The organism is Streptomyces sp. NPDC127129 (assembly GCF_042671585.1).
Lineage (GTDB): Bacteria > Actinomycetota > Actinomycetes > Streptomycetales > Streptomycetaceae > Streptomyces.
Genome location: NZ_JBHXTV010000006.1, coordinates 311,585 through 327,161, shown reverse-complemented (window position 1 = coordinate 327,161; position 15,577 = coordinate 311,585). Strand labels below are relative to the sequence as shown.

The 15,577-nt window shown below is 68.6% G+C and carries 19 protein-coding genes and 1 tRNA gene; 5 read left to right on the top strand and 15 right to left on the bottom strand.

The window, feature by feature from the left end; genetic code table 11:
- Window positions 1-42: 42 nt before the first annotated feature.
- The gene (locus ACFVGW_RS14555; RefSeq protein ID WP_385852193.1) at window positions 43-1,476 is read left to right on the top strand and encodes a recombinase family protein; all 1,434 of its coding nucleotides are present in this window, start codon (window positions 43-45) and stop codon (window positions 1,474-1,476) included.
- A 123-nt stretch (window positions 1,477-1,599) separates the two neighbouring features.
- Here the strand turns inward: ACFVGW_RS14555 and repSA are convergent, their stop codons facing one another.
- From repSA to ACFVGW_RS14515, 8 genes are all read right to left on the bottom strand, one after another.
- Window positions 1,600-3,000 (bottom strand): replication initiator protein RepSA, encoded by a 1,401-nt coding sequence (repSA, locus tag ACFVGW_RS14550; protein WP_385852192.1) that lies wholly within the window; start codon window positions 2,998-3,000, stop codon window positions 1,600-1,602.
- 4 nt (window positions 3,001-3,004) lie between these two features.
- Window positions 3,005-3,193, bottom strand: a complete 189-nt coding sequence (locus ACFVGW_RS14545; protein WP_385852191.1) for a hypothetical protein — start codon at window positions 3,191-3,193, stop codon at window positions 3,005-3,007.
- A gap of 92 nt (window positions 3,194-3,285) precedes the next feature.
- Window positions 3,286-3,633: a SpdD-like protein gene (locus tag ACFVGW_RS14540; protein ID WP_385852190.1), complete on the bottom strand. Its 348-nt coding sequence runs from the start codon at window positions 3,631-3,633 to the stop codon at window positions 3,286-3,288.
- A gap of 11 nt (window positions 3,634-3,644) precedes the next feature.
- Window positions 3,645-3,803: a hypothetical protein gene (locus ACFVGW_RS14535; RefSeq protein WP_385852189.1), complete on the bottom strand. Its 159-nt coding sequence runs from the start codon at window positions 3,801-3,803 to the stop codon at window positions 3,645-3,647.
- A gap of 17 nt (window positions 3,804-3,820) precedes the next feature.
- The gene (locus ACFVGW_RS14530; protein ID WP_385852188.1) at window positions 3,821-4,009 is read right to left on the bottom strand and encodes a mobile element transfer protein; all 189 of its coding nucleotides are present in this window, start codon (window positions 4,007-4,009) and stop codon (window positions 3,821-3,823) included.
- An 18-nt stretch (window positions 4,010-4,027) separates the two neighbouring features.
- Entirely contained in the window at window positions 4,028-4,714 is a 687-nt protein-coding gene (locus tag ACFVGW_RS14525) for a DUF2637 domain-containing protein (RefSeq protein ID WP_385852187.1), read from the bottom strand.
- A 76-nt stretch (window positions 4,715-4,790) separates the two neighbouring features.
- On the bottom strand, window positions 4,791-6,149 hold the full coding sequence (locus ACFVGW_RS14520; protein WP_385852186.1) for an FtsK/SpoIIIE domain-containing protein: 1,359 nt from the start codon (window positions 6,147-6,149) through the stop codon (window positions 4,791-4,793).
- Between the two features lie 2 nt (window positions 6,150-6,151).
- The gene (locus ACFVGW_RS14515) at window positions 6,152-6,481 is read right to left on the bottom strand and encodes a hypothetical protein (protein ID WP_385852185.1); all 330 of its coding nucleotides are present in this window, start codon (window positions 6,479-6,481) and stop codon (window positions 6,152-6,154) included.
- A 155-nt stretch (window positions 6,482-6,636) separates the two neighbouring features.
- Between ACFVGW_RS14515 and ACFVGW_RS14510 the strand changes: the two genes are divergently transcribed.
- Both ACFVGW_RS14510 and ACFVGW_RS14505 read left to right on the top strand, forming a co-directional pair.
- Window positions 6,637-7,431, top strand: a complete 795-nt coding sequence (locus tag ACFVGW_RS14510; protein ID WP_385852184.1) for a GntR family transcriptional regulator — start codon at window positions 6,637-6,639, stop codon at window positions 7,429-7,431.
- Entirely contained in the window at window positions 7,428-8,108 is a 681-nt protein-coding gene (locus ACFVGW_RS14505; protein ID WP_385852183.1) for a YdcF family protein, read from the top strand. Before ACFVGW_RS14510 ends, ACFVGW_RS14505 begins: the two co-directional genes overlap by 4 nt.
- A 563-nt stretch (window positions 8,109-8,671) precedes the next feature.
- Here ACFVGW_RS14505 and ACFVGW_RS14500 read toward each other — a convergent pair.
- The 4 genes from ACFVGW_RS14500 to dcd form a co-directional block, all read right to left on the bottom strand.
- Window positions 8,672-9,193 (bottom strand): potassium channel family protein, encoded by a 522-nt coding sequence (locus ACFVGW_RS14500; RefSeq protein ID WP_385852182.1) that lies wholly within the window; start codon window positions 9,191-9,193, stop codon window positions 8,672-8,674.
- A gap of 131 nt (window positions 9,194-9,324) precedes the next feature.
- Window positions 9,325-9,897 carry a hypothetical protein gene (locus ACFVGW_RS14495; RefSeq protein ID WP_385852181.1) on the bottom strand — a complete coding sequence of 191 codons (573 nt, stop codon included), beginning with the start codon at window positions 9,895-9,897 and terminating at the stop codon, window positions 9,325-9,327.
- 302 nt (window positions 9,898-10,199) lie between these two features.
- A complete protein-coding gene (locus ACFVGW_RS14490; RefSeq protein WP_362415974.1) occupies window positions 10,200-10,709 on the bottom strand; it encodes a phosphoribosyltransferase in 510 nt (169 codons plus the stop codon).
- 5 nt (window positions 10,710-10,714) lie between these two features.
- Window positions 10,715-11,290: a dCTP deaminase gene (dcd, locus tag ACFVGW_RS14485; protein WP_030690788.1), complete on the bottom strand. Its 576-nt coding sequence runs from the start codon at window positions 11,288-11,290 to the stop codon at window positions 10,715-10,717.
- Window positions 11,291-11,681: 391 nt separating this feature from the next.
- Between dcd and ACFVGW_RS14480 the strand changes: the two genes are divergently transcribed.
- A tRNA-Gly gene (locus tag ACFVGW_RS14480) sits at window positions 11,682-11,755 on the top strand.
- Window positions 11,756-11,867: 112 nt separating this feature from the next.
- Here ACFVGW_RS14480 and ACFVGW_RS14475 read toward each other — a convergent pair.
- Both ACFVGW_RS14475 and ACFVGW_RS14470 read right to left on the bottom strand, forming a co-directional pair.
- The gene (locus ACFVGW_RS14475; RefSeq protein WP_385852180.1) at window positions 11,868-12,320 is read right to left on the bottom strand and encodes a GNAT family N-acetyltransferase; all 453 of its coding nucleotides are present in this window, start codon (window positions 12,318-12,320) and stop codon (window positions 11,868-11,870) included.
- Between the two features lie 126 nt (window positions 12,321-12,446).
- On the bottom strand, window positions 12,447-13,082 hold the full coding sequence (locus ACFVGW_RS14470) for a TetR/AcrR family transcriptional regulator (protein WP_385852179.1): 636 nt from the start codon (window positions 13,080-13,082) through the stop codon (window positions 12,447-12,449).
- Window positions 13,083-13,209: 127 nt separating this feature from the next.
- Here ACFVGW_RS14470 and ACFVGW_RS14465 point away from each other — a divergent pair, with 127 nt between their 5' ends.
- Complete coding sequence (locus ACFVGW_RS14465) at window positions 13,210-14,148, top strand: alpha/beta fold hydrolase (RefSeq protein ID WP_385852178.1); 939 nt, start codon at window positions 13,210-13,212, stop codon at window positions 14,146-14,148.
- Window positions 14,149-14,200: 52 nt separating this feature from the next.
- Here ACFVGW_RS14465 and ACFVGW_RS14460 read toward each other — a convergent pair whose 3' ends face one another.
- Entirely contained in the window at window positions 14,201-15,484 is a 1,284-nt protein-coding gene (locus ACFVGW_RS14460; RefSeq protein WP_385852248.1) for a PP2C family protein-serine/threonine phosphatase, read from the bottom strand.
- Window positions 15,485-15,577 lie beyond the last annotated feature (93 nt).

Below are 15,577 nucleotides of genomic sequence, written 5' to 3'. Positions count from 1 at the left end.
AGCCTGACTGTGCTCTGAGACGCATGGGGAGGCCCGTTCATCGTGGCGCGCAAGGTGGGGATCTACACCCGAATCTCTCGGGACGACGAGGGCGACGCGCTCGGCGTTGCCCGGCAGCAGCAGGACTGCGAGCGCCTTGCCGACCTCAGGTCATGGCAGGTCGTGAAGGTCTACGAGGACAACGACGTCTCGGCGTTCAAGCGGAACGTCGTGCGCGACGAGTTCGAGCTGATGTTGAAGGACCTGCGTGCCAGCCTGATCGATGGCGTCGTCGCGTACGACTTGGACCGGCTTGCCCGACAGCCGCGCGACCTGGAGCGGCTCATCGAGATCTTCGACGAGCGGCCGAAGTCGGAGTTCGCCACCGTCACCAACGACGTGAACCTTGGGACGCCGGACGGGCGGACAATGGCCCGCATCATGGTCGCGTTCGCCAACAAGGCATCGCACGACGCGTCCCGCCGGACGAAGCGCAAGCACCTGGAGTTGGCCCAGCAGGGCAAGGACAGCGGGGGGCCGGCGCCGTACGGCTGGCGCAAGGACGACCGGACGAAGGTCGACCCGGACGCCGCGCGGGCGATTCGAGAAGCCCAGCAGGAGATCTTGGCCGGGGTCCGCATCGGCACGATCCGTACCCGCTGGCAGGAACAGGGGCTGGGTAACCCTCGCGCGGGCACGAAGCGCATGGCTCACCACCACGTCGAGCACATCCTGACCAACCCGCGTTTGGTCGGCTACCGGACCTACCACGGCGAGATTCTGACCGGCGACGGCGGGGAGCCCGTCAAGGGCGAGTGGGAGCCGATCAACACCGTCGCAGAGTGGGAGGCGGTCTGCGCGGCTATCGCCGAGCGGAAGCAGCAGCGGCCGGGCAAGTCCCTGGCCAGGAAGTACCTGCTCTCAGGAATCGCGCGCTGCGGCCTGTGCAAGACCAAGATTCGAGGCCAGGTCAACGCCCGTTGGAAGCCCGGATCGAAGGCCGCGAAGTTCACGTATCAGTGCTCGGTGGTCAACGGCGGATGCGGCAAGGTCGGGCGTACCGGTGAGCCCGTAGACAAACTGATCGCGGAACTCGTCCTCGAAGAGCAGCGCGAGAAGGCAGCCGCGCGAGGGGTCCCGATCGAGCAGCAGTGGCCCGGAGAAGCGGAGTTGGAAGCGGTCCGGACGGACATCGGCCAGCTCTTGGAGGCGGAGAAGTCCAAGCAGATCAGCGTGTCCACCCTGCTCCAGCTCCTTCCCGCGAAGGAACGGGAGCGCGACGAGCTCACGTTGGCGCGAGCGCGCTTCTACAAGGAGCAGAAGCAGGCCGAGGCCCAAGAAGGGGCAGGAGACCTGTCGTTGACCGAGTTCTTCGATCTACCTATCGAGCGTCAACAGGAGATCGTGTTGCACAGCCTCTCAGCCGTGATGGTCCATCCAGCGGGACGAGGAAGCCGAATCTTTGACCCCTCGCTGATCGAACCTGTCTGGCGGTAGCGCTACGGGCGTCCCTGGAGCAGACGAGCACGGCGCACCCACTCCTCATCCCGAGCAGGCGCCCGCCGCAGGTGCTTCCGCAGCCACTCCTCAGTGGACATGACTTCGGGACGCTCCTTGGGGTCAGAACTCGACGGCATCCGGATCTCCCCCTTCACGTTCCTCGCGGGCGAGTACGCGGCTGTGCTCGATATCGCGGCGGATGTTGGCGGCGAGCCAGGACTCACCCGGCGTGGAGCCGTGTCCGGCGTAGCTCCAGTGGGCGACGACGAGGACCGTGGCTTCCGGGTGTTCGTCGGGATCTGGGAGGCCTAGTGCGGTGCGTTGTTGGGCGGCGCGGTAGTCGGCGCGGACCTGGCGTAAGGCGCCGAGGGTGGTGGAGTAGCGGCGGGATTTGGTGGAGAAGTGGCCGCGGAAGCCGAGCATGTGGGCCCAGGCCCGAAGCCTTCGGTCCGGGTAGGCGGGGTCGAGGTCCATGCAGGCTTCCATGAGCCTTCGGGGGTGGTCGGGGATGTCCAGGAGGATCAGGGCTTCCTTGTTGCCCACTCGGTGGTCCACGGACCCGGTGGTCTCGGCGGACTTCGTGGCGTACTTGGCGACGTAGGCGGCCACGGCCTGTTCGGTGAGGTCTTCGCCCTGGCCGAAGGCGCCGATGGGCTGGACGTCGAGCTGGCTGCCCCAGGTCAGCTTCACGTCCTGGTCCACGCCGTACTCAGGCGCGGCGGGCACGGTGACTTGGGCGCGGGCGGCGGCGGCCCGGATGGCGCCGGTCAGCAGCTCGAGGGTGGCCCAGACAGGGGGCGGGGTGTCGGGTCCGTCGGGGCCGTCGAATCGGATGACGGCGTGGAAGTGGACGGCGCCGCGCTTCTGGTACTCAGCGACCTTGCCGAACGAGACGCGGGACAGCTCGCGGGCGGCCTTCTGCGTGAGGCCGGCACGGGCCGCGATCTCGCGGCGGAGGTAGATCGTGAAGTACCGCCACAACTCGGAGGCATGGTTGTTCCACAGCACCGCCCCCGCGTAGTCGTACGACTCGGGATCGAGCGGGGTGCCGAGTTCCGGTGCGTCCTCCTGGTGCTGCGTTCCGCAGCGGCACGGCCGGGTCCCGGGCCGGTTGTGGACCGGGCCGAAGGACGGAGCGGTGAGGGTGGCGAAGACGCGCGGGTGGTCGCGGATCGTCTCGGGGGTGCCCTTGTCGGGGTTGCCGATGAGTCCGGCGCGGATCAGGTGGTAGGTGTCGCCGGCGTAGGTCCAGGCGCACGCGGGACAGCGGGAGGCGCGGCGGTTGCCGCAGGCGACCCGTAGGACCCCGCCTGGCTCGGTGTCAGTCGTGTACGAGTGGAGCACGGTCCGCGTGGCCGGATCGAGGAGCTTGGTGCCCCCGGAGAGCCGGATGGGGGCGGCGCACCCCTGGGTGCGGCGGAGCTGGTCGGTGAGGCGGTCGAAGCCGGGAGACCCGGCCACCCGGAGCAGGTCGCTCAGGGTGGCCGGGTCCAGGCCCGCCGCAGTGGCGGTGTCGGTCACGCGGTCACATCCCGGCCGAGGCGGTGAGCACGCGACGGGCCGGGCGGGTGCCGGTGCCGTGGCAGGCCGGGCAGTGGGCGGTGACGGTGCGCAGGTGTCCCGTACGGTCGCGGCCGCCGAGGGTGATGGCGACGGAGGCGTGTCCGTCGCAGTGCGAGCAGATCCGGGCCGGGGTGTGGTTGTGCTGGGCCATGATGGGCGGGTTCCTTCCGGTTCTGTGGATCGGGCAAGGAGCGCGGCTCCCGGGCGGCGGAAACTTGGCGGTTGAGGCCGCCCGGGGGCCGGTCAGCGCTTGTGCTGGCCGTTGAGGAGCGAGCGCAGGACGACGGCGCAGACGGCGACCGAGGCGGCGCTGATCGCGACGGCGAGGAGCATCGACACCAGGACCGTGCCGACGATCAGGACGAGTCCGGCGCCACCGGCGACGACCGTGACGAGGCCGGTCGGAGTGAGGCGAACGGCCGGCACCTGAACCAGGGGCGTGGCCGGGACAGGCGCAGGGCCGTGGTCGTGCTGGCAGGCCACCGGCTGGGCGGTCTGGTGGGGCTCGATGTCCGTCGTGGCGGAGGGCTGGGTGAGCGGGGTGACGATGCCGGTCGGGAGCGGGTTGACCGGGACGCGCGGTCGGAACATGGCGGGTCTCCCTACTTGGTGATCGCGGTGTCGATGGCGGGGGCGAGGAGGCTGTCGGCGAGGAGGTAGCCGCCGAGGAGGGTCACGGCGACGAGCCACCAGGGCGGGCGGATGAGCTTGATGCCGAGGGCGCCGACGACGATCAGGGCGAGCCAGAGAGGAACGTCCACGAGGCGGTTCTCCTTGTTCAGCGGGGCTGGCAGCGGTGGGTGCGGGCGGCGAGTTCGGCGGCGGCGCGGGTGAAATAGTCGGCGGAGAAGCCGCAGCCGGGGGCCGTGCACACGGCGGTGTGCTTGGTACGGCCCCGGCCGTCGTGGTGGGTGCCGACCTGCACCGGGCCGAAGCGGGCGATGTTGTAGAAGCGGTTCGGACGCAACGGGTCTCTCCTTTCGGATCAGGCGAGCTGGAGGGCGATCGAGTCCGCCAGCGCGGGCGGGACGCCGAGGCGGCTGCGCAGGGTGGCGGCATCGATGGGGGCGCCGGTCTGGGCACGGTGGGCGTCGGCGATCTTCCGGGCGTGGTCGAGCAGCGCGGGCGGAACCGGCACAGCGGGGGCCAAGGGAGCGGGCTCCGTCGAGACCGCGTCCTGTGAGGCCATCGGCCCCGGTTCGGTCGGGTCAGGAATGGCCGGCGGCAGCTCGGGCGCCGGTTCGGGAGCCCGCTCCACGGTGAGATCCGCATCCGGGGCCTTCACCGGCTCAGGCTCGGGGTCGGGCGTGTGGGCGTGTGCGTGGGCGAGGAGGGTGCCGCCGAGGAATGCAAGGGCAGGCCATCCGGCGACGAGGATTCGCAGCCAGGGCGGGACGTCGTTCATGTCGAGCATTCCGGCGGTGGCGACGTTCGCGCCGAGCGAGGCAACGAGAGCGATGGCGAACCAGAGCCAGGCGTCACGGTTGCCCCCGTCCGTACGCATCCGGCGCCAGGCGGCGACCAGGAGCAGGTCAACACTGACCGGGTAGGCCCACGCCTTCCAGCCGTCCTGCCCGGCGGCCTGCGCCAGGTCGTGCAGGTGGGAGAAGGACAGGGCCCCGGCGATGACGGCCTGGACCAGCACGGCGTCGAAGCGGAGGGTGCGGAACACGGTTCACCTCCTTTCAGGCATGGCAGGGGTAGGGACCTGGCGCGAGAAGGTCACGCCAACCAGAAGGAGAGGAAGGTCAGTCGGTGGCCGGGACCGGCTTGAACAGCGGCATCGGCGGGACCGGCTTGCCCGCCACGAGCTGCACCGGCCGGTAGGCCGCCAGGCGCGGAAGCGCCGGGGTCAGGTGTGCGTACTGGGCGCAGGTCGCGGCCGCGTCGGCCGCGCTGAGTTCGGGGGTGCGGATGCGGGACCATCCGCCGGAGGAGTCACCGGCCACCGCGACACCGGGCCGGTCCGGCGGGATCGTCGTGACCGCCACAACAGCGTCCGGGGCGATGTCGGCCAGCCCCATTTCAGCGGTCTGCTTGTCGTTCACACGGTGGACGACACGGCCCGTGAGCTGAGCACGGAGCGTCGTGGCGCCCTTGCCGAGATCGGAGCCGAACCGCTGGCCGCAGACTTCCAGGAAGATGCCGGCCGCGCGGGCCAGCTGCCCGAGGCGGATCATCTGCGTGACCATCCGGTCCCGGCGTTCCTCGTCCTTCTTCGCCGTGATGAGGAACAGCTCGGCGACCTCGTCCACCAGGAGCACGACCGGCACCGGCCGCACCTGCTCGGGCAGAGCCCACACGTCGGTAACGCCGTGTTCGCTGAGCAGGTCGAACCGGTCTTCCATCTCGTCCACCAGGGCGTCGAGGAGCCCGGACGCTTCCTCTGGTGTGGTTGCGAGAGCGGAGAGCCGGGGTGCGTATCCGCGCTGCTCGACACCGCGCTTGCAGTCGATCCCGACCAGGGCGACCCGGAGCCGGGCGAGCCTGGCGATCAGGTTCCGCTGATACATCGACTTACCCGACTGATTGGCGCCGAGCGTCAGCGCGTGCGGGACCTTCAGGTAGTCCCGGACGAACGCCGTGCCGTCCTGCCGGAGCGCGACCGGAACCGTCATCGGTCCGGAGGGGACGCGGCGCGGCATCTTCACCCGGCGCAGTACGTCGTAGCCGGTCATCCTCAGTTCGACGAACCCCGGCTTGGTCGTGATCACGTTGACGGAGTGGACACCCCAGGCGTGCCGCAGCCGCTCGGAGGCCGCGACCACGTCGGCGGGCTCAAGACCGGCCGGGAGACGGAGCGTGACCCGCATCCCGGTCGCGGAACCCCGTACCCGCCGGATCTTCGGCGGCACCGGCTGGACATCCGCCCGGCGGGCGACCGTGCGGACCATGAACGCCCGCAGACGCGACGGCTGCACCGTCAGCCCGCACACGTCCATCGTGGAGCGATACGTCATCGCGAACCGCAGCTGTGCCACCGGCAGTCCCACCAGCGACCAGAACACCCGCGGAGCACGGACCTTCGCATAACCGAGGCCACTGGCGGCACCTGCAGCACCAGTCAGAGGGAGGCCGACCTCCCATAACGTCGACAGATCCGTCATGGTCAGATCCCGGCCGTGAGGGCGACTGCGCGGAACGAGATGCCGTGCCGGGCCTGACCGTTGAAGTTGTTCTCCCAGTCCCGCGCCTTGAGCCCGATCACCGACACCGGCATGCCCGGCGTCAGCCCGTCGGGGAGACCGGTCTCCGGGACGGTGACCTGGTAGAGGTTGCCCTCACCCTCGTCCGAGATCAGCAGGCCCACCGTGGACAGGGCAGCACCGGTCTCCCGGTCCATGGCGCGCTCACCGGTCTGCTTGCTCACGAGCTTCGGCGTGGGAGTGGTCGCGACGAACACGACAGCGGTAGAAAGGTCGATCTTGAAGGACGGCATCAGAACTCCCTACGTTGTTGGGCAGCCCAAATGGGAACTGCCAGCCCCGCTGTCCTAGGACTACGAGGCGACTAAGTAGATAGTGACCGGCAGTCCTAGGACTGTCAACAGTCCTAGGACTGTGTTTGACTGGTTCTCGTTGAGAGGGGTTCGAGATGGCGCCCAAGTGGCGGGAGCTGGCAGACAAGCTGGCCGAGCAGATCAGGAGCGGTGAATACCAGCCCGGCCAACAGTTGCCGCAGATCAGGCAGCTTGTAGAGGAGGGTGCGGGGTCCAAGGTCACCGTCCACGCGGCGTATAAGGCCCTCGAAGCGGAAGGCCTTGTCACCTCGACTCGCGGCCACGGAACCGTCGTACGGCAGCAGGTGCCGCTAAAGCGCCTCGGCATCGCGCGGTACGACAAGGCGAAGTGGCGAGACGGCGACGAGGTCGCGTTCATCGCCGATCGGGTTGCGTCGGGCCGCACATACCGCCGCCATGAGCAGACCCAGACAGTAAGCCTGGTCGAAGCCCCTGCCGCAGTGGCCGCAGCTCATGGCCTGGAGACGGGAGCCCCGGTCTACGCCCGGGCCCGACTGGTCAAGGAAGGCGAACAGCCGACCCACACCCTGACCAGCTACTACCGCCCCGAGCACGTCGAGGGCACACGCTTGGTCGACCCCACCCCCGGTCCGGCCGGCCGCGGCGGCGGATACCGCGTCCTGTACGACGCCGGTTACGAGATCGACCACATGAAGGAAGCGCTCTTTGCCCGCACACCTACTGCGGACGAAGTGAAGCTCCTCCAACTTCCGCCCGGAGAACCCGTCGTAGAGCTCCACAGGACGACATACACGGCCGCTGACACGGTGGTGGAGTTCGCCATCGGCATTCACGCCGCCTCCCGGTTCGCCTGGGAGTACGACTTCAAGGTGCCGGACTCGGCAGCGGACAGGGACGACACGCAGTGATCTCCGCGCAGGACTGGGCCGACACGGAGCTCCTGTGGGACTACCAGCAGATGCACCACACTCCACGGCCCTGCTCGGTTGCTGTCGGACTCGGCAGTCACGACCTGGGCGTAGCTGAGGCCGCCGTCGATCTGTACAAGCGCGGCATGACCCCGCTCCTCGTCTTCACCGGGGCGACCAGCCCGACAACGCGCGAACGGATGCCCCGTGGCGAAGCTGTGCACTACCAGGAGCGAGCAATCGAACTGGGGGTGCCCGCCTCGGCGGTGCTAGTCGAGCCGCGAGCCCGGAACACAGGCGAGAACATCCTCTTCTCCCGTGACCTCCTCACCGAGGCCGGCATCGACGTTTCCTCCATCCTCCTGGTCAGCAAGCCCTATGAGGAGCGACGGGCCTACGCGACGGCGCGCAAGCTGTGGCCGGAGGTCGAGATCATCAGCGCATCAAGGCCCATGGCACTCCGGGACTACATCGACTCCATCGGAGACGCCCGCCTGGTCATCGACATGCTCGTCGGAGCCCAGCAGCGATTGCTGATTTACCCGGAGGAGGGATTCATGATCAGCCAGCAGACCCCCACCGCCGTGCGCGACGCGTACGAGCGCCTGTCCCAGAACGGGTACGCCAGCCGCCTGCTCCGAGATGACGAAGGCGAGCCCCGCAAGCCCATCACATGAAGGAACTGTCCCGGGGCAGCTGTTACAGGTTTCTCTACCTCATCAAGGCACCCGCCGCGCACGGCGCGGCGCGTGCGGCCCCTCGTCCGGGCCGCCGCTCCTGTCTTCGCCCCGCTCCGGCCCGGCCGCCGACCGCACGCCTACGGCTCGGGTTGATGGGGAGTGGGGCTGACCTACAGACGCGGCAACCGTCACATGGCATGCGTGGCCCGGAGCGCTGCCGACCGCAGCCGCGACGGGGCACCAAAGACGGCTAGCGGCGAGGGAGGGATGGCCTCTTACGGAGGGTCGACCGTCTGCCAGACGTGAGTCGGGCCGGGCGCCGTACCCCTGCCGTCACGGATGACGGGCGCGTGAGGCGACCGAGCCACCGGGAATGGGCGGGCGGGGAGCATCTGCTGCCGCGAAGTGGCGCCGGCCGGTGTGGTCGCTCCGCGTCGGTCCCGGTCTCGTCGTGGCTGATGAGCGCGTCGTTCAGTCGTCCCCCGAAAGGCTGGCTCGACCAGCCAACCGCCCCAACTGACGCAGCCATCACGGAAGGGCAGGCGGTTCAGTAGCAGGCCTCAGCGGTGGGTCCGTTGGGCGGGTTGTGCGCCGTCGGTGTCTCCTGGCTGCCGACGACGGCTGACCGCACCCACGATGATCTTGATGGCGAGCCCGAGGATGACGAAATCAGCGACGATCTGCCCAGTTACCACGAGCCGTGCCGCCTCGCTCTTGGCCGCGATGTCACCGAACCCAACCGTCGAGAACACGGTGACGGCGAAGTACAGCCCGTCGGTGTGCGTCAGCGGCTCGCCGAAGTTGCTTGCCGACATCGTGGCCATGACGACATACGCGCTTGCGAACAACAACAAGAACAGCGGAACGCTGGTGGTCAGGGCTTCGATGGCCCGCAGGCCCGGGAACGGCGACCGGAGGATGGCGCGAACCTGGAACCCGACCAGTCCGACGAACACCACAAGCCCGATCACCAGCATCGTGACGGCGCCCCAGGCCGAGGAGTGGTTGAGGGGCAGCGCAAAGTAGACGGCGACCAGCGCGGCGGCCGATCCCACGATCCGCAGCATGGCCAGCGCGATCATGCGGCGTGAGGGTCTGGGCTCACGTCGGGCAGCTGGCCTCAGGCCCCCGCTATCAGTCAACGCCCCCACCGCAATCTGCTGGCGACGAGGCGGAACCACAGGTTTCGCTCTTGTCGCACGATGCGATCCGCCTAGCGGTTCGTGCTGGAGGGCTCGCCAACGGCGGCGCGTACCCAATCGTCAGCGCTACCGGGGTCGAGAGCGGCGAGAAACTCTGCCAGCGAGCCATCCCAGCTACCTTCCGCGCTGTCTGCTGCTGCCGCTGCAACCATCTGCCGCGTCTGATGGTCCTTGCACCGAACCAGCACCAGGGCCCCATGCGGGCCGGCTTCGGCGAGGAGCTCGTGGGCCCGGTGCTCAAACGATCCGGTGTGCCCTTTCCGCACGCGAGCGGCGTGGACCCCACTCTTTGCGCCTTTCAGCACGGGGAAGAGGCCGAGGAACCCGATCATCCATGACAGCGAGACACGCATCAGCATGTACACGAAATCACCGGCCGACAGCACCCGAGACACGGTTACCTTCAACGACCCGTCGGGGTTGCCTCTGACAACAGCAGCAGTCGTGCCACCCCGGCGGGCCTCCTTTCGGAACCCCCGCCCCAGCGACGCCAGCATGTACTCGGCGCGACGGTAGCTACCGAAGCGGGCGATGACTACCGATGCTTCCCCGGATTCCGCACCCGGGTTGCTCCCAGATGTCATCCAAGGCCTCCCGGATCGCACAGCTCCGGCATTCCCTCGCCCTGCTCCTCGGTCTCGCTCACCACACATGTCTACCGCGCAGCATCCCTGAGCCACGGTCTGACAAGCCGATGTTGCTGAATCCAGGCCGCGAGTTGTCAGGTCAAGCTCACAAACGGGCACTGAACGATGCTGAATGAGAGGGAAAGCGCGAGCACGGCCCCTGACCGATTTACCTGGTCAGAGGCCGTATCACCTGACGGTGGAGAGTGATTTGAACCCACAGTGACTCGCGCCACGACGGATTTCGCAATCGTCGCAGGTCAGAGGGCTTCCTTGTTCTCCTTGGGCGCCTCTCCCGACCTACTTACTGGAGGCAAGACACTCCAGGGGAAGTTGATCCACTCGTCGGTCTTCTTCCACACGTACTCGCACTTCACGAGGGAGTGCGACTTCTCGTAGATGACGGCGGAACGGACCTCGGCGACGTGGTCGACGCAGAAGTCGTGGACGAGCTTGAGCGTCTTGCCGGTGTCGGCGACGTCGTCGGCGATCAGCACCTTCTTGTCGCTGAAGTCGATTGCGTTGGGGACGGGCGCGAGCATGACCGGCATCTCGAGCGTCGTTCCGACGCCGGTGTAGAACTCCACGTTGACGAGGTGGATGTTCTTGCAGTCGAGGGCGTACGCCAGGCCGCCGGCGACGAAGACGCCGCCGCGCGCGATGGAGAGCACGATGTCGGGCTCGTAACCGTCGTCGGCGATGGTCTGGGCGAGCTCGCGGATGGCGCGGCCGAAGCCCTCGTAGGTGAGGTTCTCCCGTACGTCACTCATAGCTGTCACACCTGGGTCCGATGGAAGTTCATGTACGAGCGCGAGGCCGTCGGCCCCCGCTGTCCCTGGTAGCGCGAGCCGTACCGCTCGCTGCCGTACGGGAACTCGGCGGGCGAGCTGAGACGGAACATGCACAGCTGCCCGATCTTCATCCCCGGCCAGAGCTTGATCGGCAGGGTGGCGAGGTTCGACAGCTCCAGGGTCACGTGCCCGGAGAAACCCGGGTCGATGAACCCGGCGGTGGAGTGGGTGACGAGCCCGAGCCGCCCGAGCGAGCTCTTCCCCTCCAGCCGCGAGGCGATGTCGTCGGGGAGGGTGATGACCTCGTAGGTCGAGGCGAGCACGAACTCACCGGGGTGGAGGATGAACGCCTCGTCCCCCTCGGGCTCGACCTCGCGGGTCAGGTCGAGCTGCTCGACGGCGGGGTCGATGTGGGGGTAGCGGTGGTTCTCGAACACCCGGAAGAAGCGGTCAAGCCGCACGTCGATGCTCGAGGGCTGCACCATGGATTCGTCGTACGGGTCGATGCGCACCCGTCCGGCATCGATCTCGGCCCGGATGTCCTTGTCTGAGAGAAGCACGCCCCCACGATACGCAGAGGGCGCGGACCTGCCCCAATCGGGAACCCGCCGCGCCCTGTGCCGATCAGCGCCGCTCAAGCTCCACGGGCACCGCATGCCGCAGCCGCGCACAGCGCGGACACCGAATGAGCCGCCCTGGCCCGATCCGTCCCGCACCGAGCTGCTGCAGCGGGAACGAAGCGGTACTGAACACATGCCCTTCGGCACAACGAACGACGGTGCGCTCCATCGAACCCATCAAGTCCCTTCCCCGACAAGTGGTGGACGAGAGAGCCACATTAGAGGGGGACGGCACCCGCCTCCAGACGCCGCTCCGTCACGGGGAGGTACGCCTCGACTTCGCGATGGGGTACAGTGTCCGAGTCTGCGGTACCGATCAACGAACCGCCAGGCGGATGTAGTTTAATGGTAGAACATGAGCTTCCCAAGCTTATAGCGCGGGTTCGATTCCCGTCATCCGCTCCACTGCAAAGCCCCAGGTCAGAGACCCGGGGCTTCTGTGTTGTCCGAGCCTCCTAGGGCCCCCGCACGGCCCGCAGTTGGGGCTCGGCCGACGTGGGGGCCGCGTCAGATCCGGTCAGGGCGCCGCATCGCGCAGGTCGGGGCGGTTCCTGGGCAGCCCGAAGCCCGCCATCTCCTTCTCCTCGTACGACAGGAACCCCAGGCTCCGGTAGAACGCGTGGTTGCGTTCGCCCTCGGGTGTCGACTCGTGGTCCGTGGACAGGAGGAAGAAGCGGCAGTGCGAGTACCGCCGCATGAGGTGCTCGACCAGGGACCGGCCTACGCCCTGCCGGTGATACGCAGGGTTGACCACGACATCCTGGACGTAGCAGATGTGTTCGTCGTCGGAGATCGTCCGGGCCAGACCGAGGAGTGTTCCCGAAGCGTCTCGTGCCGTGATGACCAGGTGGGAGTTGGCCAGGCCCCGGCACAGCCTGTCGACGTCGCGGGTGTAGCCCTCCCATCCGACCGAGTCGTAGAGGCTCAGCATCTCCTCCTGATCGAACGCATCCTCTTTCGCTACGAACACGCTGAAACCCCTCTGCGGCAGCGCCGCTCCTCATTCCCGATTCGACACCCCGCCCGACTCCACGCCTGTCGGACCGGCACAGATCGCCACCACACTCCGCGCCGCGCGCGAGTGCTTCGCGACACGTCAGGTTGAGCCCGCTCCCCTCTCGGACGTCCCGGCAGCCGTGAAGATCCGGTCCAGGTGGTGGCGGAGCACCGCGATCGCCGACTCCGGACTCCGCTGGCCCACGAGGATGCTGGTGCCCATCGTCGCCGCCATCGCGAGCAGGCTGATCGCCTCCGTGCGCGCGTCGGCGTCCGGGTCGGCCACGCCGGCCCCCTGCGCCTGCTCGACGAGTCCGGTCACGGCGTTCTCCGCGGCGACGGGGTTGTCGATGAAGGGCTGGGCGGCCAGCGCCTCGTCGGTCACCGACAGGATCGCGTAGGAGCTGTACAGCAGGTGGAACGTGCGGCTCTCCTCGTCCGTCGGCAGCGAGGCCAGCAGCAGCGCCTCCACCGTGACGCGCGGGCCCGGGTCCGGGCCGACAGCGGCCAAGCGGGCACCCACCCTCGCGGTGAAGCGGTCGGTCAGGTGCTGGAGGCCGTAGAGGAGAAGCTTCTCCTTGGTGTCGAAGTAGTACTGCACGAGCCGGAGCGACACACCGGCCTCCGCGGCCACGTCGCGCATGCCGACGGCATGCAGCCCCCGCCGCCCCGCGACCCGGATGAGCGCCTCGGCGATCTGGGCGCGCCGCTCCTCGTGATCCACACGCTTCGGCATGTTCCCGTGTCTCCGCCTGTCGATGGTGGGTTCGTGCTCCGCTACCCGAACCCCTTCATGATACCGATGTACCACATTAATGATACGGTCGTACCACGAAGAACGGATCTTCACCGGAGGTGCCGCCGTGCCCGAGAACACCGACCGCGTACGCCCCGACGTCGGCCGCTACGTCAACGACACCCTGCGCGACCGCTACTTCGCCGCCGCCGATGTCCTCTACGCGATGGGGGCACCCGCCCGCTCCGAGACGGACGTCGAGACGAGCTTCGGCTCCACCCACGTCTACCGGTACGGCCCCTCGGACCCCGCCGCCGACTCCCGGACCCCGATCGTCCTGATCCACGGCGCCGGCTACAGCTCGGCGATGTGGTACCCCAACACCCCCGGGCTCAGCCTCGACCGCCCCGTCTACGCCCTCGACACCCCCGGCGACGCCAACCGCAGCGTCCATCGCGAGCCCATGTGGCAACCCGAGCGCGCCGCGCAATGGATGGACGAGGCCCTCGACGCTCTCGGCCTCGACCGGGTCCACCTCGTCGGCTCCTCCTACGGCGGCTGGCTCGTACTCAACCAAGCCCACCGGCAGCCCGGACGGCTCGCCTCGGTCACCGCCCTCGACCCCGGCGGCCTGGAGAAGGTCGGCCTGCGCTTCTTCGCCTGGGTCTTCGTGAGCCTGTTGGCCACCTTCGCCCCCAAGGCGCTGCGCCCCCGGCTCGCCAAGTGGCTGGACCAGCCGGTCATCGCCGTCCCCGAGATGCGCAAGTGGATCCAGCTCGGCGCCCGCGCGTACCGGATCCGCCGCCCCGCACCGCTGCCGCTGGCCGAGGACGCGCTGCGATCCATCCGGACCCCGCTCTACGTCATCATGGGCAAGCACAGCCTGCTCGTACACCCCAAGCGGCAGCTGGAACGCGTTCCGCGCCTGGTGCGCGGAGCCCGCGCCGAGATCATCACCGCGACGGGACACGGCCCGCAGATCGACCACCCCGACGTCGTCAACGCCCGGATGCTGTCCTTCATGGAGGACGTCGACTCCCTCGACCCTGCTGCGGTCGACGCATAGGGCCACGACAGGGGGACACGGCATCGGCGACGCCCGCGCCCTCGGCGAGGATTCACAGCCGGACGACGACCAGGGCGGTGTCGTCGTCCGGGCCGTCGCCGGTGGGAAGCACATCGGCGAGCAGGGCGCCGGCGAGCTCTTCCGCGCCGAGGTCGCAATGGCGCATGAGGCTGTCCATGAGGCGCTCGAGTCCGGTGTCGATGTCTTCGCCGCGGCGTTCGATGAGTCCGTCGGTGTAGAGCACGAGGGTTGCTCCGGGCTCGTAGGAGAGCGATGCCTGGTTTCTGACCGCGTCGACTTCCCACGTCGCGAGGGGAGGGTCCACGACGTCGTCCAGCGCTTCGGCGGTGCAGCCCTCCGGGTGGAGCAGCAAGGGGGGCGGGTGTCCCGCCCGGCTGTACGTGATGGTGCGACTGGCGCGGTCGATGACTGTCTGGAGGGCCGTGGCGGCGAGTGCGCCCTCGATCGTGAGGGCTTGCAGGGCGAGTGTCTTGAGGGCGGTGGCCGGCTCGCCGGTTGCGCGGACGGCGGCGCTGAGGGCGCTGCGGAGCTGGCCCATGACCCCTGCGGCTTCCAGCCCGTGGCCGACCACGTCGCCGACAGCGACGGCGAGGCGGTCCCGCCCGAGGTCGAGGACGTCGTACCAGTCGCCACAGACGTTGAGTGAACGGGAGGCCGGGCGGTAGCGCACCGCCACATTGCCGAATTCCGGAGGGATGGCCGGCAGCATGGCGCGCTGCAGGCTGATGGCGATCTCACGGTCGCGTGAATGGGCCAGGCGTAGCCGTTCGTTGAGTTCCAGTAGATCCTCGGACCGCGCGAGCAGCCCGGCCGTCGTCGTCTCCTCGTCACGGAGCGCCTCACCGGCTTCTTGCAAGGCGGCACGGATGCGGACCAGCTCGGTGACCTCTTCCACCCGGGAAATGATCAGGGCCACCTGGCCGTTCGGGCCGAGAACCGGCGCGTTGACCGGACTCCAGTACCGCTTCTCCAACACCCCCGGCCGCCCCGGCGCTTCCAGGTCGTACCGGTGCAACGGCATGGCGTCCTGCCGCCCTGTGGCCAGCACCCGGTCGATCGATGCGCGCAGCTGGCTGCCTGGTGCCTCCGGATCCGAGGGGTCCAGAGGAAACACCTCGAAGACGGAACGGCCCACCAGGTCCCCACGCCCGCGACCTGACCGGACCAGGAAGGCGTCATTGGCGTCCCGCATGACCAGGTCGGGAGTGAGGAGCAGCGCAGGCCCCGGGGACGCGCGAAAGACCGCCTCGTAGTCGGCCGTGAACGGCGAGGCCTCACCGGAGGTGTCGGGGCCGGAGGTGTCGGGACTGTTCATCCTCAGACGTCTACCCCGGACCGGCCGACACTCCAGGTGCGACACTCCCAAGGCGGCGGCACAAGGACTGCCGCGGTATGCATGGAGCCGCTC

What these genes read in the sequence shown, in the direction of transcription:
- ACFVGW_RS14545 (WP_385852191.1), bottom strand. Translation starts at nt 3,193, where the DNA reads ATGGCCCAGCACAACCACACCCCGGCCCGGATCTGCTCGCACTGCGAC.
- ACFVGW_RS14540 (WP_385852190.1), bottom strand. Translation starts at nt 3,633, where the DNA reads ATGTTCCGACCGCGCGTCCCGGTCAACCCGCTCCCGACCGGCATCGTC.
- ACFVGW_RS14520 (WP_385852186.1), bottom strand. Translation starts at nt 6,149, where the DNA reads ATGACGGATCTGTCGACGTTATGGGAGGTCGGCCTCCCTCTGACTGGT.
- ACFVGW_RS14515 (WP_385852185.1), bottom strand. Translation starts at nt 6,481, where the DNA reads ATGCCGTCCTTCAAGATCGACCTTTCTACCGCTGTCGTGTTCGTCGCG.
- ACFVGW_RS14510 (WP_385852184.1), top strand. Translation starts at nt 6,637, where the DNA reads ATGGCGCCCAAGTGGCGGGAGCTGGCAGACAAGCTGGCCGAGCAGATC.
- ACFVGW_RS14500 (WP_385852182.1), bottom strand. Translation starts at nt 9,193, where the DNA reads ATGATCGCGCTGGCCATGCTGCGGATCGTGGGATCGGCCGCCGCGCTG.
- ACFVGW_RS14495 (WP_385852181.1), bottom strand. Translation starts at nt 9,897, where the DNA reads ATGACATCTGGGAGCAACCCGGGTGCGGAATCCGGGGAAGCATCGGTA.
- ACFVGW_RS14490 (WP_362415974.1), bottom strand. Translation starts at nt 10,709, where the DNA reads ATGAGTGACGTACGGGAGAACCTCACCTACGAGGGCTTCGGCCGCGCC.
- ACFVGW_RS14470 (WP_385852179.1), bottom strand. Translation starts at nt 13,082, where the DNA reads ATGCCGAAGCGTGTGGATCACGAGGAGCGGCGCGCCCAGATCGCCGAG.
- ACFVGW_RS14460 (WP_385852248.1), bottom strand. Translation starts at nt 15,484, where the DNA reads ATGAACAGTCCCGACACCTCCGGCCCCGACACCTCCGGTGAGGCCTCG.